Origin of the sequence: Novosphingobium profundi, assembly GCF_020524485.1 — a bacterium.
Lineage (GTDB): Bacteria > Pseudomonadota > Alphaproteobacteria > Sphingomonadales > Sphingomonadaceae > Novosphingobium > Novosphingobium profundi_A.
Window position 1 is genome coordinate 101,153 of sequence record NZ_JAIVLF010000001.1, and the last position, 17,362, is coordinate 118,514.

The window sequence follows — 17,362 nt, forward strand, 5'->3', positions numbered from 1 at the left end:
AGCAATTTCAAGGAGAGGACCCATGGCAACCCAGGCCCAGGAAAAGAAGTTTCCCAAGATCACCGAGGAAGGCCTCGAGGATCTGCGCGCGCGCATCGGCGTAGCAATCGAGAACACGGTCGAGCCGTGGAACTACGAGGCAACGCGCGACAGCATTCGCCACTACGCCCACGGCATCGGCGATGATAACCCGCTGTGGTGCGATCCGGCCTACGCGGAGAAATCCAGCTATGGCAGCATTGTCGCGCTGCCCAGCTTCCTCTTCACCACCAGCCGCATCGTCTCGGGCTATTGCGGTGGCCTGCCCGGTATCCATGCGATGTGGGCGGGCGCGGACTGGACCTGGCACAAGCCTGTCCTGCGCGGCGACACGATCCGTACCGAGGCGCACCTCAAGGACCTGATCGAGCACCAGACCCGCTTCGCCGGGCGCGCCTATCAGCAGATCTACCACGTCGATTTCTACAACCAGCACGGCGATCACGTGGCCGAGTGCGACAGCTATGTCTTCCGCACCGACCGCGACGAAGCGCGCGAGCGCGGCAGCAAGTACGACAGCGTGAAAGGTAAGGTGGAGACCATCGACCCAGCCCAGCTGGAGGAATGGTTCGACCTCTACCGCAACGAGGAAGTGCGCGGGGCCGCACCGCGCTATTGGGAGGACGTCGCCGTGGGCGACACGCTCCCCAAGATGATGAAGGGCCCGATGACGGTGACCGGCTTCATCGGGTACGCGCAAGGCTGGGGCGGGCTCTATATCCGCACCAACAAGTTGCACTTCCAGCTGATCGACGCGCATCCGGGGCTGGGCATTCCCAACAAGTTCGGGATCAAGGACGTGCCCGAACGCGTCCACTGGGACGATGACTTCGCGCGCGAGGTCGGAACGCCCGGTGCCTACGACTACGGGCCGGAGCGCTGCAGCTGGCTGACCCACCACATGACCAACTGGATTGGCGACGACGGCTTCCTGACCCGCCACACCTGCCAGATCCGCCGCCATAATCCCGACGGCGACGTGCTCTTCATCACCGGCGAAGTCGTCCGCAAATTCGAGCAGGACGGCAAGAAGTTCGTCGAAGTGCAGCAACGCGCCGAAACCCACCGCGGCGAGATGAGCGCGATCGGGACCGCCATCGCGCAGCTGCCGAGCAAGGGCTGAGGACATGGTTCATGGGCCCTCGTGATCCCAAGGGGATTACGAGGGCCTCTGTGTTTAGGAATGATAAAATTTACTAATAAAAACAGCCATATAAATGGATAAATCCGAGGGCCATCGCCCTCGGGCTCCCGGAATTTTCTACCTCAGGGTTGTCCAGCCATGTCGGCCGCGTAACGCGAGGTCAGGGAACCTCACCTTCCATACCCGACATGGCGCGCGCCAAGTGAGCTCGACAGTATGGGGAGCCCGAGGGCGATGGCCCTCGGAAATCCTCCTTGTTCTTCTACGCGCCTGCCAGCTTCTCCTCGCACGCGGCCATTTCCGACTTCAACCACATCGTCTCGGACAGATTCGCGTTGCCGGATGCGGTGAGCAGAAGGCCGAGTGCTGCGTGCTTGGCACCAAGCGCTTCGGTATTATCCGGGTAAACGTGCAGGACAATGTCGCACAGATGGATCGCCTCGAGCGGCTCGCCCTTCGCGGCATGGTCCTGGGCGCGCGAAGCGAGGGCATCGGCTCCCGCCAGCTCGACGAGATCGGCGTGGATGGAAGTCTGCGGCACGCCGTAAAGCTCGGTTGTGCTCTCGTAGCGGAACCACCCGGCGTGCTCGTGCCAGATGGCCTTGACGGTCCAGCTGGTCTTGCCGTGCATCTGTGCGATGGCGATGTCTTCAGGAACCTCGACCGTGCGCATCAGCTCGTGCAGCGATTTTCCGGCGTTCATGCCCTCCAGCGTGGCGTGGAGGACATGGGAGACGGCGGCCTCGACGCGGTCGAGATCGGCGCGGATGCGCTGGGCGCCGAAAATGGGATCGCCGTGCCCGGTCACGAGAATGTCCGCCCCCAGGGCCCGCACCCGTTCCAGCGAGGCGAGGAAGGTGCGCACCGAGCGCGGCCGGTCGCCCCGAAGCGTGTTGAAGTTGGGCATCGAGAGCCAGACCGGTCCGAACAGGTTGCCGGTGAAGGCGATGCGCTCTTCGGGCAGCCAGACACTCAGCGCATCGGTGGTCTCACCCTCGGGCGTGTGGAGCAGTTCGAAACGGCGTTCGCCCAAGGTAAAAGTGTGTCCGTCCGCGATCTCCTGCGGGGTGACTTCGGGCGGCGGGGCGGGCCGTGTGCCGCGCTTGAGCGTGGCGCCCCAGAGCTTGCGCGAGCGCGGGGCGAAGAAGGGCTGGAGGCGCTTCATGTCCTGCCAGTTGCGCGCAAAACCGGGCCCTGCGAGGATCTCGGTTTCGCCCTCCCGAAAGGTATCAATCCCCCCGAAATGGTCGGCGTGGCTTTGCGTCAGGACCACGGCGCGCAAGGGCCCGGCGCGGTGTGGGGCAAGAAGGTCCCGGTTGCGCGCGGCGTTGTCCATGAAGCCGGTGTTGATCATCACGTCGCCGTCGCCCGTGGTGACGAGGTAGGCGTTCGAGATGTCGCGTACGCCGTAGATACCGGGAGCGATTCCATCGGCCTCCTTCTGTGCATCGCCCTGCCGGACAAGCGCGGCGAGGGCGGGCGCCTTTTCCTGGGCGTCGGCCATCAGGCGTCCTCGAAGGCGATCATCACCTTCCCTGATTGCGGGCTGGCGGCGATCTTGAGGCCCTCGAGCACGTGCGCGAAGGGCAGCGTGTGGCTGATCATCGGCGCGATGGCATCCTGGAGGCGGGGCAGCGCAGCCACCACTTCGGGCATTTCGGTGGGATAGCCGACCGCCGTGGTGATGGTCATTTCGGTGGTCAGCATGGGGCCCGCTGGAAGCTCGATGGGCTTGAGGTACGCGGCGGTGATGACGTGGCGCGCATGGCTCTTGGCGAGCGCGACGACGTCCGAAAGGATGGTGGGGCCGCCCGCCGCGTCGATGAAGGCGTCGGTGCCCGCCTTCTCCTTTCCGAACACGCTCTCGGTCCCGTGGATTTCCTTGATGCGCGCCTGCACGTCCTCGCGCGCGGGGTTGATGGTGTGGGCGCCCAGCGCCTTTGCGCGTTCGAGCCGGTCGTCGGAGAGGTCGAGCGCGATCACGTCGCGGCAGCCCCGATCGATGGCCCAGAGCACCATGCCAAGACCGATGGGGCCGCAGCCGAAGATCGCGATCCTCTCGCCCGCCTTCGCCTGTGCCCGGTTGACGCCGTGGAGGGCAACGGCAAGTGGCTCGCACATCGCCGCGACTTCGTAGGAGACGCCTTCGGGGATCGGCAGGATGTTCACGCCCGCGACCCCGTCGCGCACCAGCAGTTCCTCGGTGAAAGCGCCTTCGGGCCCGCCGCTGCCGATGTAGCTGGGCGTCATCATCGGGTTGACGATGACGCGTTGGCCGGGCTCCACGCCCGCGACATCGTCGCCCACTTCGATCACCTCGCCCGCGCCCTCGTGGCCGAGCGCAGTGAGCGTGCCGGGAGCGGGGATGCCGCCGTGCTTGATGTAGGAGAGGTCGCTGCCGCAGATGCCGACCGCCTTCATGCGGATAACGACGTCCGAGGCCCCGGCACTGGGGCGCTGGTACTCGTCGAGGCGGACATCGTCGACGTTATGGATTCGCAGGAGTTTTCCCATGGTCTCTCTCCTCACATCGGCCGTACGAGGTAGGCGCCGTCGATGACGATGGTGTCGCCGCTGTGCCAGCGCGAGGCATCGGAGGCGAGGTAGGCGCCGATGCCCTCAAAGTCGGCCGGGTAGCCCTCACGCGGGATGGGCGTGCGCTCGGCGAACATCTTGGTCACCATCTTGGCTTGCGGGTTGTCCATCATGCCGGTGACGACGTAGCCGGGCGCAATCGCGTTGGCGCGAATGCCGTACTTGCCGAATTCCACGGCCATGCCGCGGATCATGGCGCCCAGCGCCGCCTTCGAGCCTGCGTAGCTCTGCTTTCCGGCCAGCCCCATGAACATAGAAAGGCTGCCGCAGGCCACCAGGCTGCCGCCCGGCTCGCCGTTCTCGGCCCGGCGCACCATCGCGCGCGCGCCCTCGCGCAGGGTGAAGAAGGCCCCGTCGAGGTTGAGGTTCATGATCGCGCGGTATTCCTCGGTGCTCATGTCGAGCAGGCTGCGCGAGGCAGCCGACATGCCCGAATTGGCAAAGACGCAGTCGACCCGGCCCATGTGCTCCAGGAGTTCGCCGTAGCCCGCGATGATCGCGGCCTCGTCGGTCACGTCGACCTGCTGGCACGAGACGCGCCCGGCGCCCAGATCCAGAAGTTCGCGTTGCGCGGCTTCGTTGCGCTCGCGATTGCGCCCCCACAGCACGAGATCGCCGCCCATTTGCGCCACGCCCCGCGCAAAGCCGAGGCCAATGCCGCTGTTGCCGCCGGTCACCAGCGTTACCTTGCCCTTGCAGTCAAACAGGCCGGAACCCATCCACGCTCTCCCTCGTGTTGCCGCCGTGCTCCGGCGCGTTGGGCGCAGATCATCACGCGGCGAAGGGGCGGTCCAGCGACGCAGGGTGACAATCGTGCAAGCGATATGGCCCGCGCCGTCCTTGTCCGCGCCCTGCCTGCAGGGTCAATCCTGCGGCAAACACGAGGGAGAGGGATTCCATGTCAGGGCTCAACGTCGACCAGCTGATCGAGACGGCCTGCTTTCGCACCGGGCGCGAGGACTTCGGCAGCGACAGCTTTCGCGAAGGACTGGAGATCCTGGTCGCCGACATCAACGCCGATGACCGGCCAGCGCCCCTGGTCGAGCGTTTCCGGGGCGATCTTGTCCAGAATCTGGCGCTGCGTCTCAAGACGATCGACTACCACAAGGCTCATCCCGAAATCCGGGAGCGGGCCATCGAGAAGCCGGTCTTCGTCTTCGGCATACCGCGCACGGGCACCACGCTCCTCTCCAATCTCCTCAACGCCGATCCGGCGCGCCGCTCGGCGCTGACCTGGGAGATCGAGGACCCGTTCCCGCCGGTGGCCGAAGGGGCGCTCACCCGCGACATGCGCGCGGTGAAGAAGCTCGAGCAGGAGAAGATGCTGCTGGAAGCCATGCCCGAGATGGGCAAGTACTACCGCAACTCGGCGACCTACCCTAACGAGTGCATCTTCTTCATGGCGCACGATTTCAAGGCCCTCAGCCTGGAATCGCGCGGCAAGCTGCCCAATTACCGGGACTGGTATTTCCAGTGCGACATGACCAGCGCCTACACCTACCACAAGCAGTTCCTGCAGGCCCTCCAGCACCACCAGGGCGGGATCTGGAACCTCAAGATGCCCAGCCACGCGCTCTGGCTCGACACCTTGAAGACGGTCTATCCCGACGCACGGCTGGTCTGGACGCACCGTGATCCGCTGACCGCGATGGGCAGTTTCTGCTCGATCATCAGCCTGGCGCACAAGGGCTATGCCGGGCGGGTCGACAGCGAATGGATCGCGCAGAACTGCACCTTCCAGGCGGTGGAACATGCAAGGCGTATCATGGACTACCGCGAACGCCACGGCGAGGAGAGCATTGTCGATGTGCACTACGCCGCGCTGAAGGACGATCCGCTGGGCCAGATGAAGACGCTCTACGCTGCCTTGGGCGATGAATGGACCCCTGAGGCGGAAGACGGCATGACCCGCTGGCTGGCCGCAAACCCGCAGGACAAGTTTGGCCGCCACGAATACAAGCTGGCGCAGTTTGGCCTCGACGAAGCCAGCCTCAGGCCAGAATTCGGTCGCTATCTGGCGCGCTATGACGTAGCGCGCGAGGGATGAGCGAGCCTGTCCCCCCGCCGGCCCCCGCGCGCACCAAGCGCGTGCGCAACCCTGCCGAGACGCGGCGCACGATCCTCGAGGCCGCGACCCGGCTGATTGCCCAGCAGGGCGGCGATGCGGTCAGCGTGTCGGCGGTGGCGCATCTGGCCAAGGTCAACCGCGGGACCGCCTACCAGCACTTCCAGTCGCGCGACGAACTGGTGGCCGCAGCCATGGAATGGGTGTCGGACCGGCTGATGCGCGCGGTCTTCGGCGCGCCCGAGGAGGTGGTCGAACGCCAGGTCGAAGATGTCGACATTCCCGACACGATGTACCGCCTCGTGCGCTTTGCGACCGAGAACGCGGACATCTGCCGCAGCTGGCTGCTCCAGATCCTGGCCTCGCCCAACCCGACTGCCGACCCCTTCTGGCGCGAATTCCAGGGCTCGCTCGAACGCTTCACGCAGACCGAACTGGCGCAGGAGCATGTCGACGCCGAGGCGATGTCGGTGCTGGTCCTTTCGGGCATTTTCCTGTGGCCGGTCTGGGTGCGCGCGCACGCCGCCGACGAGGGCGACCGCGCCAAGCTCGCCTTGCGCATGAGCCGGGAAATCCTGCGCCTCTCGATGTTCGGCTCGATGAAGCCCGAGATGTTTCCCGAGGTCGTCGCGCGCCTGCGCACCCCGATCAGCCCCGACGACGAGATCGATATAGCGGGCGGGCGATGAATCGCCTGCACGCGGGTTTCGCTGCTGAAATTGCCGCGCGCCTTTGCAAGAGTGCTTCCCACACATAGCGGCCCGGGCGGGCCGGTTCACGCACAGCGGATTGAGGAAGAGCGTCCATGTTCAAGGCCATCCAGATCGAGAAGACCGACGAGGGACAGAAGGTCTCGCTGACCCAGCTGGAGGAAAGCGCGCTGCCCGATGGCGATGTCACCATCGACGTTGCCTATTCGACTCTCAACTTCAAGGACGGCCTCGCGATCACCGGCTCGAGCCCGGTGGTGCGCATCTGGCCGATCGTGCCGGGGATCGATCTGGCCGGAACCGTGCGCGAAAGTTCGCACCCCGACTATGCGGCAGGCGACAAGGTCGTCCTCAACGGCTGGGGTGTGGGCGAAACGCATTGGGGCGGCCTTTCCCAGGTGGCCAAGCTCAAGGGCGACTGGCTGGTGCCACTGCCCGAGGCCTTCAGCGAGAAGCAGGCCATGGCCATCGGCACGGCGGGCTATACCGCAGCGCTGTGCGTCGAGGCGCTTGTCGAGGCGGGCGTCACCCCTGAGCAGGGTCCGGTGCTCGTCACCGGCGCGACCGGCGGGGTGGGGTCGGTTGCCATCGCTCTCCTCAAGGCCGCGGGCTTCACCGTCCACGCGCTCACCGGCAAGATGGCCGAGGCCGACTACCTCAAGGGCCTGGGCGCCGACGAGGTGATTGAGCGCGCGACGATGAGCGAGAAGGGCAAGCCGCTCCAGAAGGAGCTGTGGGCGGGCGTCGTCGATACGGCGGGCAGCTTCACGCTCGCCAACGCCTGCGCGCAGACCAAGTACGGCGGCGCGGTCGCGGCTTGCGGTCTGGCGCAAGGGTTCGATCTGCCCGCAACCGTCATGCCCTTCATCCTGCGCGGTGTGCGCCTGCTCGGCGTGGACAGCGTGATGGCGCCCAAGGCCAAGCGCCTCAAGGCCTGGCAGCGGCTCGCGCACGATCTCGACCCGGCCAAGCTGGAGGCCATCGGGCAGGAGATCGGCCTTGACGAGGCCATCGATGCGGCGGCGCGGTTCATGTCGGGCGAGGTGAAGGGCCGCTACATCGTCGACGTCAACGCCTGAGCGGGGGCGCGCCATGGCAACGCCGCTCTCTGTCATCCACGGCCCCCCTCTCGCCGAGGAGGAGGGGCTGGGCGCCCTGACCCTGCCGGGCTGGCTCCGCGAAGTCTGCGAGGCGGGCGGGACGAACGAGGCGCTGGTCTTCCATGAAGGCGGCGTGCGCGTCGCCTGGACTTACGCCGATCTTTTGGAACAGGCACACAAGGTAGCGCGCGCGCTGCTCGCCTGTGGGACCGGCAAGGGCACGCGGGTCGGTGTCCTGATGACCAACCGGCCCGAGTTTCTCGCGGCCGTCTGGGGCACCGCGCTGGCCGGCGGTGTTGCAACCACGCTCAACACCTTCTCGACGCAGGCTGAACTGGCGCATCTCCTCAAGGTCTCGGGCGTCTCGGTGCTGCTGATGGAGCGACAGGTCCTGAAGAAGGACTTTGCCGCGATGCTGGGGGGAATCGAACCGGCCGTGGCCGAGGCGCGCGGCGCGGCGATCCATGCGCCAGGCCTGCCCTTCCTGCGCCATGTCGCGGCGGTGGGCGCTGCGCCCGACCGACCCGACGGTATCGAGGATTGGGAGACCTTCCTTGCGCGTGGAGAGGCCATTTCCCCCGCGCTGGTCGAGGCAAGCGCGGTCACGGTCACACCGGCCGATCCGGGCGTCCTGTTCTTTTCCTCGGGCTCGACCGCGATGCCCAAGGGCATTCTCTCCTCGCACCGTGCGGTTGCGCTGCAGCTGTGGCGCTGGCGACGCTTCTACCAGACGAAGGCCGACGCGCGCACCTGGTCGGCCAACGGCTTCTTCTTCTCGGGCAATTTCGGGATGGCCATTGGCGGCACGCTGTCGGCGGGCGGCGCGCTGGTCCTGCAAGCGACCTTCCAGGCTGAAGAGGCGCTCGATCTGATGGCGCGCGAAGGCGCGAGCATGGCGATTGCCTGGCCTCACCAGTGGGCGCAGCTTGCCGCCGCGCCCAATTTCGCCGAGGTCGATCTTTCGGCGATGAAATACGTCTCGGCCCGCCACGCCTTTGGCCAGCATCCCACGATCACGGCCAACTGGGACGAGCCGATGGCGGCCTATGGCAATACCGAGACCTTCACGATCAGCGCGATCTACCCTTCGGGCACGCCCGAGGCCGAAAAGGCGGGTTCAAGCGGCGTCCCCCAGCCGGGCATGACCTTCAAGATCGTCGATCCGCTGAGCGGCAAGACCGTGCCCGTGGGCGAACGCGGCGAGATCGCGGTCAAGGGGCCGACGCTGATGATGGGGTATCTGGGCATCCCGCTTGACGAGACGCTCGATGATGAAGGCTTTTTCTGCACCGGCGATGGCGGGCGTGTCGATGCGGCCGGGCGGCTGTTCTGGGAAGGGCGGCTCAACGACATCATCAAGACCGGCGGGGCCAATGTCTCGCCGCTGGAGATCGACGCGGTGATCCGCCAGTGCCCCGGCGTCCGGCTCAACCAGACAGTGGGCGTGCCGCATGATCTGCTGGGTGAGATTGTCGTCACCGCCGTCGTCCCGCAGGACGGCGCGGCGCTGGACGAGGACGACGTGCGCGCCTTCGCGAAGCGTACGCTCGCCAGCTACAAGGTGCCGCGCCGCGTGCTGTTCTTTGCCGAAGAGGATCTCAAGACCACGGGCTCTGCCAAGATCAAGACGGCGGACCTGCGCGAAATGGCCGCGCGGCGGCTGGAGGGAGAGCTGGCATGACCGACTTCGAGGAGATCCAGAATCTCAAGGCCCGCTACTGCCAGGCCGCCGATTCCTCGACGCAGGATCGCGAGGCCGCCATCGCGCGGCTGATGGCGCTGTTTACCCCGGACGTCACCGCCGACTACGGCTTTGGCGAAATGGACGAGGCGCTTGGCATCTGCACGCTGCTCACCGACAAGATCGGCGGAGGCAGCGAATGGATGGTCCACAACCTGCATTCGCCATGCATCGCGGTAGAGGGCGACACGGCCAGCGCGGACTGGACCGTGAACGTGCGGATGAAACGGCGGGGCAGCGGCCAGGTCGACTTCGTCTTTGGCCGTTACCACGATGAATTCCGGCGCACAGATGGCGTCTGGAGAATACGCCGGGTTGTGTTCGACCGCACCGAATAAGAGGCGAACGAAGGGGAGAGGGATACGATGTACGGGAAGAGGATCGCGCGTGTGGGCGCGGCGGCGCTGGCTCTGGCCGCAAGCGCGCAGGTTTGCGCGCAGACGGGCTCGGCGCCTTCGCGCAGCGTGTTGCCGATCCCGGCGCCGGCCTTCGATGGCTCCATTGCGCAGGACGTGAGCGACGCGCGGCCTGCATCGCCCTTTCGGGTGACGGCCCCCGCGAATGCGCCCAATGTCTTCCTGTTCATGAGCGACGATGTCGGGCTTGCCATGGCAAGCACCTTCGGCGGGCCGGTGCCCACGCCCAACCTTGATCGCATCGCGCAGGCCGGTGTGCGCTTCAACCAGTTCCATACGACCGGCATCTGTTCGCCCAGCCGTGCCGCGCTCCTGACCGGGCGCAACCACCACAACGTGGGGTTTGGCCATCTGGCCGACCTGCCCGCAGGATATCCGGGCTATACCGCGCAGATCCCGCGCGAGACCGCGCCGCTCGCCGAGATCCTGAAACTGAACGGCTACAACACCGCGATGTTCGGCAAGACCCACAATGTGCGCCACGCCGATGCAAGCGTAGCCGGGCCTTTCGACCAGTGGCCGACGGGGCAGGGCTTTGAATACTTCTGGGGCATCGTCGGGGGCGACAGCGACCAGTACCAGCCCGCCATCTACCGCGGTACCACGCGCCTGCCCGATGTGGCCGAGGACGCACCGATGATGGAGGCGCGCATGGCGAGCGAGGCCATCGACTGGGTGCACAACCAGCAGGCGGCCGCGCCTGACAAACCCTTCTTCCTCTATTACGCGCCGGGCTCCACCCATGCCCCGCACCAGGCCCCGGCGGACTGGATCGCGCGTTTCTCGGGTCGTTTCGATGGCGGCTGGGACGCCATGCGCGACGAGAGCTTTGCGCGCATGAAGGCGCAAGGCGTCATTCCCGAAAGTGCTCAGCTGACCGCGCGTCCCGCGGAAATCGTGGCCTGGGACAGTCTGTCGCCCGCACGCCAGCGCTTTGCTGCGCGCAGCATGGAAGTGGCCGCCGCGATGCTGGCCTATCAGGACGCGCAGCTGGGCCGCGTGCTCGACGAACTGGAGCGTAGCGGCGAGGGACGTAACCTTCTCACCATCCTCGTCATTGGCGACAATGGCGCCAGCGCGGAAAGCGGCAACGAAGGAACGCTCAACGAACTGGGCAAGATCAACGGGCTGACCGAGGATGAAGCCTGGCTGACGGCGAACCTCGATCGCATGGGTGGTCCGATGACCTATCAGGCCTACCCTGCGGGCTGGGCCTGGGCGATGAATACGCCGCTGCGCTGGACCAAGCAGTACGCCTCGATGCTGGGGGGCATTCGCAACGGCCTGATCCTGCGCTGGAACGAGCGCGCCGCGGCGCCCGGTTCGGTCTGCGCGCGCTTCGGGCATCTTGTCGATATCGCGCCCACGATCCTGGAGGCCGCCCAATTGCCCGTGCCCGCGCGCGTGAACGGGGTGGCGCAGCGCCCCATGGACGGGAGAAGCCTGCTCTCCACGCTTGATGCCTGCACGCCGGACCATACCCGCACCCAGTATTTCGAAATGGGGGGCAAGATCGGGCTGTGGCACGATGGCTGGTTCCTTGCCCAGGACGATGGCCGCACACCCTGGATGCTGGCGCCGCCCGCCGATGCTCCGCGCGACTGGCAACTCTACAACTTGCGCGAGGACTATTCGCAGAGCCGCGATGTCGCCGCGGCGAACCCGGCAAAGGTAGCCGAGATGGTCGCCTTGTGGGAGCGCGAGGCCGAGGCGAACCATGTCTATCCGCTCGACCACCGCTTCGGCTTCCTGCGCGCGGCGGGGCACCGTCCGTCGGGGCGTAACCAGTTCGATTACTGGGCCAAGGGCGTCAGTGTTCCGGCCCAGAGCGGGCCGATGTTCGCCGGGCGCTCGTTTACCCTCAGCGCCGAGATCGCCCCGGCATCGGACGATGCCTCGGGCGTTGTCGTGGCCTATGGCAGCCGCTTTGCGGGCTGGAGCCTCTATCTCGACAAGGGCCGCCCGGTGTTCACCTACGCCGCGTCGACCCACCCGGACGATACGGTGACGATCCGCGCCAAGGGCCGCGTGGATCCGGGCAAGCCACTGGTCCTGCGCCTTGAGACGCCGGGCCCGCGCCAGGGCGCGACCATATCCCTGCGGTCGGGCGAGGACACGCTGGCCAGCGGTTCGGTGCGTTCGACCTTCCTGATGCCCGCCGGACTGGGTGAGACGCTGGATCTGGGCCGCGACACCGGCGTCGATGTCACCGCCTATCCGGGCGGCAAGGACGCGTTCGCGGGCGAGATCCCCCACGTTGCGATCACGCTTGATCCTCCGGCCGCGCGAGGGGCGCACTGATGGCCCGGATGGAGGGAAAGACCGTCCTTGTGACAGGCGCTGCAGGCGGGCTGGGCTTTGCCATTGCACGTGCGTTCGCAGATGAGGGCGCACATGCCGTGCTGGTTGATCGCGACGCGCAGCGTCTGGCCCAAAGCCTCGAGGAACTGTGCGCGGCAGGTGCATCCTGCTCTTCGTTGGTTGCCGATCTGTCCGACGAAGATTCGATTCGGGCCCTGGCCGACGAGGTCTGTACCGCGCACGCGAGCCTCGATGTCCTCGTCAACAACGCCGGGCTTGCCTATGGCGAGATTGCCAGTGGCTTTTTCGGGCTGGGGCTGGTCAAGTGGCAGCACTATCTGGCCGTGAACACGCTGGCCCCGCTGCTCCTGGCCGAACACCTGCGCACCCCGCTGGCGCGTGCGGGCGGGCTCATCATCAACCAGTCCTCAATGGCGAGCAACGTGCCGGGAACCGCGTACGGGGTGACCAAAGCGGCGCTCAACGCGGTGACGTTCGCTCTGGCGAGCCAGCTTGCGGGCGAGGGGGTGCGCTGCGTCGCGATTGCGCCGGGCATGATGGAGACCGAGGCCAGCACCGATGCCCTTGGCGACGAGGCGATGGCGCGCCTCACCGGCATGCAGCTCGCACCTTCGCGGCCCGGCAGCCCGTCCGATATCGCTCAGGCCTGCCTCTATCTTGCCTCGCGCGAGGGTAGCTTCCTCAATAACCTCGTGCTGCCGGTTGATGCGGGAAATCGCCTGCGCGGTTATCGTGGCTGATCGCCCGCACGCTCCCTTCATGCAAGCCCTTGTTCTGGAGAATTGATTCTGCGGTACGGGACAGTTGACTGGGGCGGAAATCGGCGGTTTTCTCAGGCATAACGCCGCTGCGATAAAGTCCGCATCGCCATTCCAACGATCCAGTGCCTCTCGTACCAGTAATGCCGGCGACGATACTCCGATGCGTCCGTCCGGATGCGCGGGGCGCACCTGCCCACGGGGGAAGATCGGCCCGAGATACAACGATAACAGCAACAGACGTGGAGCGAAGTGTCCCCGTCTGGCGAAAACGGGAGATGGAGATGGGTTATCTGGCGAAGCTTCTTGCCGCTTCTGCAGTCTGCGCCCTGGTGCAGCCGGCCGCGGTGCAGGCGCAGGAGACGGGTTCGGGGGACGCGCAGGACTCAGGGATCCGCATGCGCGATGACCTCGTGCTCGATGCCATTGTCGTGACCGCGCGCCGCCGCGCCGAGGACGTGCAGGACGTGCCTCTCGTGGTGAACACCGTCACCGCCGAGGAATTCGCCGAACTCAACATCCGTGACTTCACCGATGTGCAGCAGCTTGTCCCGGGCCTGCAGTTGGGCACCAACGCCAATTCGTTCGGTGCCAATGCCCAGATCCGCGGCGTCAATATGGACGTCAACGCCAGCGGCTTCAACAACACCATCGAGTTCTACCAGAACGACGCGCCGATCCTGCCGCAGGTCGTGCTGCAGCAGACTTTCGACATTGCCCAGGTCGAAGTCCTGCGCGGGCCCCAGGGCGCGCTGCGTGGCCGCGCCTCGCCCTCGGGCTCGATGATCGTGACCACCCACAAGCCCGACCTTTACGAGATCGGCGGCTACGTTGCGAGCACGGCCAACGACATCGGCACCATCAACGTCAACGGGGCGCTGGGAATCCCGGTGATCGAAGGGGTGGCGGGCATCCGTGTTGCAGGCATCTTTGCCGAGGACGAGGTCGACCGCGTCACCACCATCAACCCGACCTTCGATGGCCGCGATCCCTTTGCGCGCACCAAGGGGGGGCGCATCACCGCCGTCGTCCAGCCGACCGACTGGCTGCGCTTCGAGGGCGGCTACCAGCGTGTCGACCGCAAGCGCCGCAATTACGATCAGGCCGAATCCTTCAGTCTGGTCAGCGACGTGCTGGGCGACAGTCCGGTCCTCGTGACCCCGGGGGATCGCAACGCCGTGGCCGAGGACTCGCGCCACAGCACGGAAAAGTATGAAATCTTCAACTGGCAGGGGCAGGCCAGCTTTGCCGGGCAAAGCCTGATCTACGTCGGCTCGCGCCTCGAACAGGATATCGCCAGCGTCGAGCCGCTCGACCACGGCGGCTACTTCCGGGGATTTGATTACTACCAGCAGACCATCGGCGGTGCGGTCGCCACCAGCCACGAGATCCGCCTCCAGAACGAGGAAATGGTCGCGGGGATGTTCGACTATGTCGTCGGCGCCTTCTTCCGCAAGACGGACTCGGGCAACACCGTCTTCCGGGATGGTCCGATCACGCTTCCGGCGGTGTTCGGGGGGGGCATCGCCGCGCTCACGCAGCAGGACGTCTATTCGCTTTCCGTGACCGACGAGAAGTCCTTCTTCGGCAACCTGACCGTTCATATCGGGGATGCGACCCAGATCTCGGGCGGGGCGCGCTACATCAAGTTCAAGTCCAGCAACAACATTACGCTCAACGCGGTGAACCAGCTTGATCCGGCCGATCGCACGCTTCTTGTCTCCATGCCGCTGGGCATCGGGCTCAACGAATCCAATATCGATACCGACAAGCTGATCTATCAGGTCAGCGCCCAGCACAACTTCACGCCCGACATCATGCTCTACGCCAGTGTCGGCAGCTCGTTCCGTCCCGGCCTCTTCGCGGTGGGCGATTTCAGCGTGAACCAGTCGCCGCTCGAACGCTCGTTCCAGCAGACCGACGACGAGACTTCCACGTCCTATGAACTGGGCCTCAAGACCACGCTGATGGGCGGGCGTATGCGCCTCAACGTCGCGGGTTACTACCAGGAGTTCCAGAACTACCCCTACCGCGTTCCGGGTTCGAGCGGCATCAGCGGTGTCTATTTCGTCGACTATTCGTATGACCAGGCGAGCCAGACGGTCAATCCGCGTGTCAACCGCTTCAACTTCGTCTCGGGCGTTCCGGTCGAGGTCTGGGGCATGGAAGGCGAACTCAGCCTTGAGGCAACGCCCGATCTCAACATCAGCCTCGTTGCCGCTTATGCGGACGGCCAGATCAAGGACGGGGTCATTCCCTGCAACGACTTCCTGAACCCGGATGGTGTGCCGGATTCGCCGGCCAGCGCGCCGAGCCTGGGTGAGCTCATGGGGGTTGTCGGCAGCGACAACATCTCGGCCTGCACGGTCAACCAGGCCGCCTCCAGTCAGCCCAAGTTCTCGGCCACTGCGATGGCGGAATATTCGCGTCCGATCTCGAACAAGGTCGATGGCTTCGTGCGCGGCCTCTACAGCTTTTACGGCAAGAGCGCGGGCGATCCGACCAACGCCTGGGACAGCGTCAAGCAGTACGGCCTGTTCAATGTCTTCACCGGCATCCGCGACCCGCAGGGGGCCTGGGAAGTTACGCTGTTTGCCAAGAACCTGTTCGAGATGGAACGCGTGACCCAGCGCTCGCTGCCGCTCAGCAGCCAGTACCAGACCTTGCCGCTGCAGGGCTTCGGGCCGACCGGACCGATCTTCGGATCGCCGCAGAACGCCTCGTTCACCAGCACCTACACCAACATTCGGATGACCCCGCCGCGCGAATTCGGGATCAACATCCGCTTCACCTTCGGCGCACGCTGACGGGCGTGGGTGGGCCATGCCGGGATCCGGCGTGGTCCACCGCGGCAGCGATGGTTGGTGTCGGGCGTTGCCTGCGCTGGCCTGCGAGTTAGGATGGAGCGGGGAAGAGGAGGCTTCATGGCCCGTTACGTGACCTTGCACCTGCATAACATCGCGGCGGGGCGCGAGGCGGACTACGCCGCGTGGTTCGAAGAGGAGCACCGCCCCCGGCTCGCCGGGTTGGAGGGCTTCCTCTCGGCCGATCGCTTCGAGATCGCCCAGATCCAGATCATGCCCGACATTGATCAGCCCTGGCGGTTCCTCAGTTTCTACGAGTTCGATTATCAGGTCCCCGACAGGGACATTCCCAAGCTGGGCCGCCTGCTCGAGGGACCGCGCTGCGCGGGGCTCATCGACGATGGCAACGAGAGCGAGCGGCTCTACACCTACAACATGTATTCCGACTGGCACGTCGGCCCCAACTGGCAGCAGGGCAAGCCTCTCTCGGGGCTGTTCATCATCCCGGCCAACCTCGTGCAGGGGCGCGAGGAGGACTACCACCGCTGGTACGACGAGGTGCACATCCCCGAGGTCAGCCGCGTGCCCGGTTTTGTGGGCATGAAGCGTGGGCGGCTCGCGGGCACCCAGTGCAATCCGCAGCGGTACTGTCCGGGCGGTGAACTGGTGGTCTGCGCGCACCAGACCGACAACCTGCTTTTCAGCGTCAAGGACTTCTCGGCGCGCGCGCGCGGCGTTTCGCCCAGCGGCGTGGCGATGGAGCCGCGCTCCACGGCAGGCTCGTTCGCGCGCACGGTTCATTTCTTCACGAAGATCAGCGGCGAGATCTGGGACGGGGGCATTGCCTACGCAGGCGATTTTTCGGCCTACCCGGAAAACTGGGAACGCCAGCCAAGACAGGAGGCCTGAGTGGCAAAGACGATCGTGATCACGGGCGCGGGCGAGGGGCTGGGCAAGGCGCTCTCGCGCCGCTTTTGCGAAGACGGCGACAAGGTGGTGATGCTGGGGCGTACGCTCGCCAAGCTGGAGACCGCGGCCGCCGAATTCGGCCCCAACTGCATGGCGGTGCGCTGCGATATCGGCGATCCGGATTCGGTGCGCGAGGCCTTTGCCGAAATCGCCAAGGTGCATGCGGGCATCGATGTTCTCATCAACAACGCGGCCGTCTATGTGCCTTTTACGCTGGAGGACGCCGAGGATGCCGATATCCTCGCGCAGATCACCACCAATGTTGCAGGCCCCGTCTTTGTCGCGCGCGAGGCGGTCAAGTCGATGCCTGCGGGCGGGCACATCATCAACGTCACCAGCGAGAGCGTCGACCTCGCGATCCCGATGCTGTGGTTCTACGCCGCGACCAAGGGCGCGGTCGAGCGCATCGGCAAGGGCTGGCGCGAGGAACTGGCGGGCAAGGGCATCCGCGTGACGACGGTGCGCGCGGGCAAGATGTTCGGTGAGGGCAAGACCGGGAGCGGGTGGTCGATGGAGACGACGATGCGCTTTGCCAAGGCCTGTGCGCAGGCGGGCATGCCCATGCAGGAGCAGCCGATCACCGATTTCGCCTCGCTCCTGCCGACCTTCCGCACGATCGTGGATTCGCCCGAGGACCTCAATCTCGATCTCGTGACCCTGGGCGCGCGCCGCCCGGTCTGACCTTGCTGAAGACAGGAC

The 17,362-nt window shown here is 65.8% G+C and carries 14 protein-coding genes; 11 read left to right on the plus strand and 3 right to left on the minus strand.

The window, feature by feature from the left end:
* The first annotated feature begins 22 nt into the window (after window positions 1-22).
* The gene (locus tag LC060_RS00465; protein WP_226631859.1) at window positions 23-1,162 is read left to right on the plus strand and encodes a MaoC family dehydratase N-terminal domain-containing protein; all 1,140 of its coding nucleotides are present in this window, start codon (window positions 23-25) and stop codon (window positions 1,160-1,162) included.
* Between the two features lie 283 nt (window positions 1,163-1,445).
* Here the strand turns inward: LC060_RS00465 and LC060_RS00470 are convergent, their stop codons facing one another.
* Genes LC060_RS00470 through LC060_RS00480 form a run of 3 tightly spaced genes read right to left on the minus strand, consistent with a single transcriptional unit; the run spans window position 1,446 to window position 4,497 of the window.
* Complete coding sequence (locus tag LC060_RS00470) at window positions 1,446-2,687, minus strand: MBL fold metallo-hydrolase (RefSeq protein WP_226631860.1); 1,242 nt, start codon at window positions 2,685-2,687, stop codon at window positions 1,446-1,448.
* On the minus strand, window positions 2,687-3,697 hold the full coding sequence (locus LC060_RS00475; RefSeq protein ID WP_226631861.1) for a zinc-dependent alcohol dehydrogenase: 1,011 nt from the start codon (window positions 3,695-3,697) through the stop codon (window positions 2,687-2,689). Before LC060_RS00475 ends, LC060_RS00470 begins: the two co-directional genes overlap by 1 nt.
* 11 nt (window positions 3,698-3,708) lie before the next feature.
* Window positions 3,709-4,497 carry an SDR family NAD(P)-dependent oxidoreductase gene (locus LC060_RS00480; RefSeq protein ID WP_226631862.1) on the minus strand — a complete coding sequence of 263 codons (789 nt, stop codon included), beginning with the start codon at window positions 4,495-4,497 and terminating at the stop codon, window positions 3,709-3,711.
* A gap of 179 nt (window positions 4,498-4,676) precedes the next feature.
* Between LC060_RS00480 and LC060_RS00485 the strand changes: the two genes are divergently transcribed.
* The 10 genes from LC060_RS00485 (at window position 4,677) to LC060_RS00530 (ending at window position 17,344) form a co-directional block, all read left to right on the plus strand.
* Window positions 4,677-5,825, plus strand: coding sequence for a sulfotransferase family protein (locus LC060_RS00485; protein ID WP_226631863.1), 1,149 nt, complete (start codon window positions 4,677-4,679; stop codon window positions 5,823-5,825).
* A complete protein-coding gene (locus tag LC060_RS00490; protein ID WP_039389563.1) occupies window positions 5,822-6,532 on the plus strand; it encodes a TetR/AcrR family transcriptional regulator in 711 nt (236 codons plus the stop codon). The genes LC060_RS00485 and LC060_RS00490 overlap by 4 nt, the downstream gene beginning before the upstream one ends.
* 116 nt (window positions 6,533-6,648) lie before the next feature.
* Window positions 6,649-7,632: an MDR family oxidoreductase gene (locus tag LC060_RS00495; RefSeq protein ID WP_226631864.1), complete on the plus strand. Its 984-nt coding sequence runs from the start codon at window positions 6,649-6,651 to the stop codon at window positions 7,630-7,632.
* 13 nt (window positions 7,633-7,645) lie between these two features.
* The gene (locus tag LC060_RS00500; protein ID WP_226631865.1) at window positions 7,646-9,334 is read left to right on the plus strand and encodes a class I adenylate-forming enzyme family protein; all 1,689 of its coding nucleotides are present in this window, start codon (window positions 7,646-7,648) and stop codon (window positions 9,332-9,334) included.
* Window positions 9,331-9,732 carry a nuclear transport factor 2 family protein gene (locus tag LC060_RS00505; protein ID WP_226631866.1) on the plus strand — a complete coding sequence of 134 codons (402 nt, stop codon included), beginning with the start codon at window positions 9,331-9,333 and terminating at the stop codon, window positions 9,730-9,732. The genes LC060_RS00500 and LC060_RS00505 overlap by 4 nt, the downstream gene beginning before the upstream one ends.
* Window positions 9,733-9,759: 27 nt before the next feature.
* Window positions 9,760-12,111 (plus strand): arylsulfatase, encoded by a 2,352-nt coding sequence (locus LC060_RS00510; protein WP_226631867.1) that lies wholly within the window; start codon window positions 9,760-9,762, stop codon window positions 12,109-12,111.
* Window positions 12,111-12,872 carry an SDR family NAD(P)-dependent oxidoreductase gene (locus tag LC060_RS00515; protein ID WP_226631868.1) on the plus strand — a complete coding sequence of 254 codons (762 nt, stop codon included), beginning with the start codon at window positions 12,111-12,113 and terminating at the stop codon, window positions 12,870-12,872. Before LC060_RS00510 ends, LC060_RS00515 begins: the two co-directional genes overlap by 1 nt.
* Before the next feature lie 302 nt (window positions 12,873-13,174).
* Complete coding sequence (locus tag LC060_RS00520; protein ID WP_226631869.1) at window positions 13,175-15,697, plus strand: TonB-dependent receptor; 2,523 nt, start codon at window positions 13,175-13,177, stop codon at window positions 15,695-15,697.
* A gap of 117 nt (window positions 15,698-15,814) precedes the next feature.
* Window positions 15,815-16,603, plus strand: a complete 789-nt coding sequence (locus tag LC060_RS00525) for a hypothetical protein (protein ID WP_226631870.1) — start codon at window positions 15,815-15,817, stop codon at window positions 16,601-16,603.
* Window positions 16,604-17,344 carry an SDR family oxidoreductase gene (locus LC060_RS00530; RefSeq protein ID WP_226631871.1) on the plus strand — a complete coding sequence of 247 codons (741 nt, stop codon included), beginning with the start codon at window positions 16,604-16,606 and terminating at the stop codon, window positions 17,342-17,344.
* The last annotated feature ends 18 nt before the right edge of the window (window positions 17,345-17,362 follow it).

What these genes read in the sequence shown, in the direction of transcription:
- LC060_RS00465 (WP_226631859.1), top strand. Translation starts at nt 23, where the DNA reads ATGGCAACCCAGGCCCAGGAAAAGAAGTTTCCCAAGATCACCGAGGAA.
- LC060_RS00470 (WP_226631860.1), bottom strand. Translation starts at nt 2,687, where the DNA reads ATGGCCGACGCCCAGGAAAAGGCGCCCGCCCTCGCCGCGCTTGTCCGG.
- LC060_RS00475 (WP_226631861.1), bottom strand. Translation starts at nt 3,697, where the DNA reads ATGGGAAAACTCCTGCGAATCCATAACGTCGACGATGTCCGCCTCGAC.
- LC060_RS00480 (WP_226631862.1), bottom strand. Translation starts at nt 4,497, where the DNA reads ATGGGTTCCGGCCTGTTTGACTGCAAGGGCAAGGTAACGCTGGTGACC.
- LC060_RS00485 (WP_226631863.1), top strand. Translation starts at nt 4,677, where the DNA reads ATGTCAGGGCTCAACGTCGACCAGCTGATCGAGACGGCCTGCTTTCGC.
- LC060_RS00490 (WP_039389563.1), top strand. Translation starts at nt 5,822, where the DNA reads ATGAGCGAGCCTGTCCCCCCGCCGGCCCCCGCGCGCACCAAGCGCGTG.
- LC060_RS00495 (WP_226631864.1), top strand. Translation starts at nt 6,649, where the DNA reads ATGTTCAAGGCCATCCAGATCGAGAAGACCGACGAGGGACAGAAGGTC.
- LC060_RS00500 (WP_226631865.1), top strand. Translation starts at nt 7,646, where the DNA reads ATGGCAACGCCGCTCTCTGTCATCCACGGCCCCCCTCTCGCCGAGGAG.
- LC060_RS00505 (WP_226631866.1), top strand. Translation starts at nt 9,331, where the DNA reads ATGACCGACTTCGAGGAGATCCAGAATCTCAAGGCCCGCTACTGCCAG.
- LC060_RS00510 (WP_226631867.1), top strand. Translation starts at nt 9,760, where the DNA reads ATGTACGGGAAGAGGATCGCGCGTGTGGGCGCGGCGGCGCTGGCTCTG.
- LC060_RS00515 (WP_226631868.1), top strand. Translation starts at nt 12,111, where the DNA reads ATGGCCCGGATGGAGGGAAAGACCGTCCTTGTGACAGGCGCTGCAGGC.
- LC060_RS00520 (WP_226631869.1), top strand. Translation starts at nt 13,175, where the DNA reads ATGGGTTATCTGGCGAAGCTTCTTGCCGCTTCTGCAGTCTGCGCCCTG.
- LC060_RS00525 (WP_226631870.1), top strand. Translation starts at nt 15,815, where the DNA reads ATGGCCCGTTACGTGACCTTGCACCTGCATAACATCGCGGCGGGGCGC.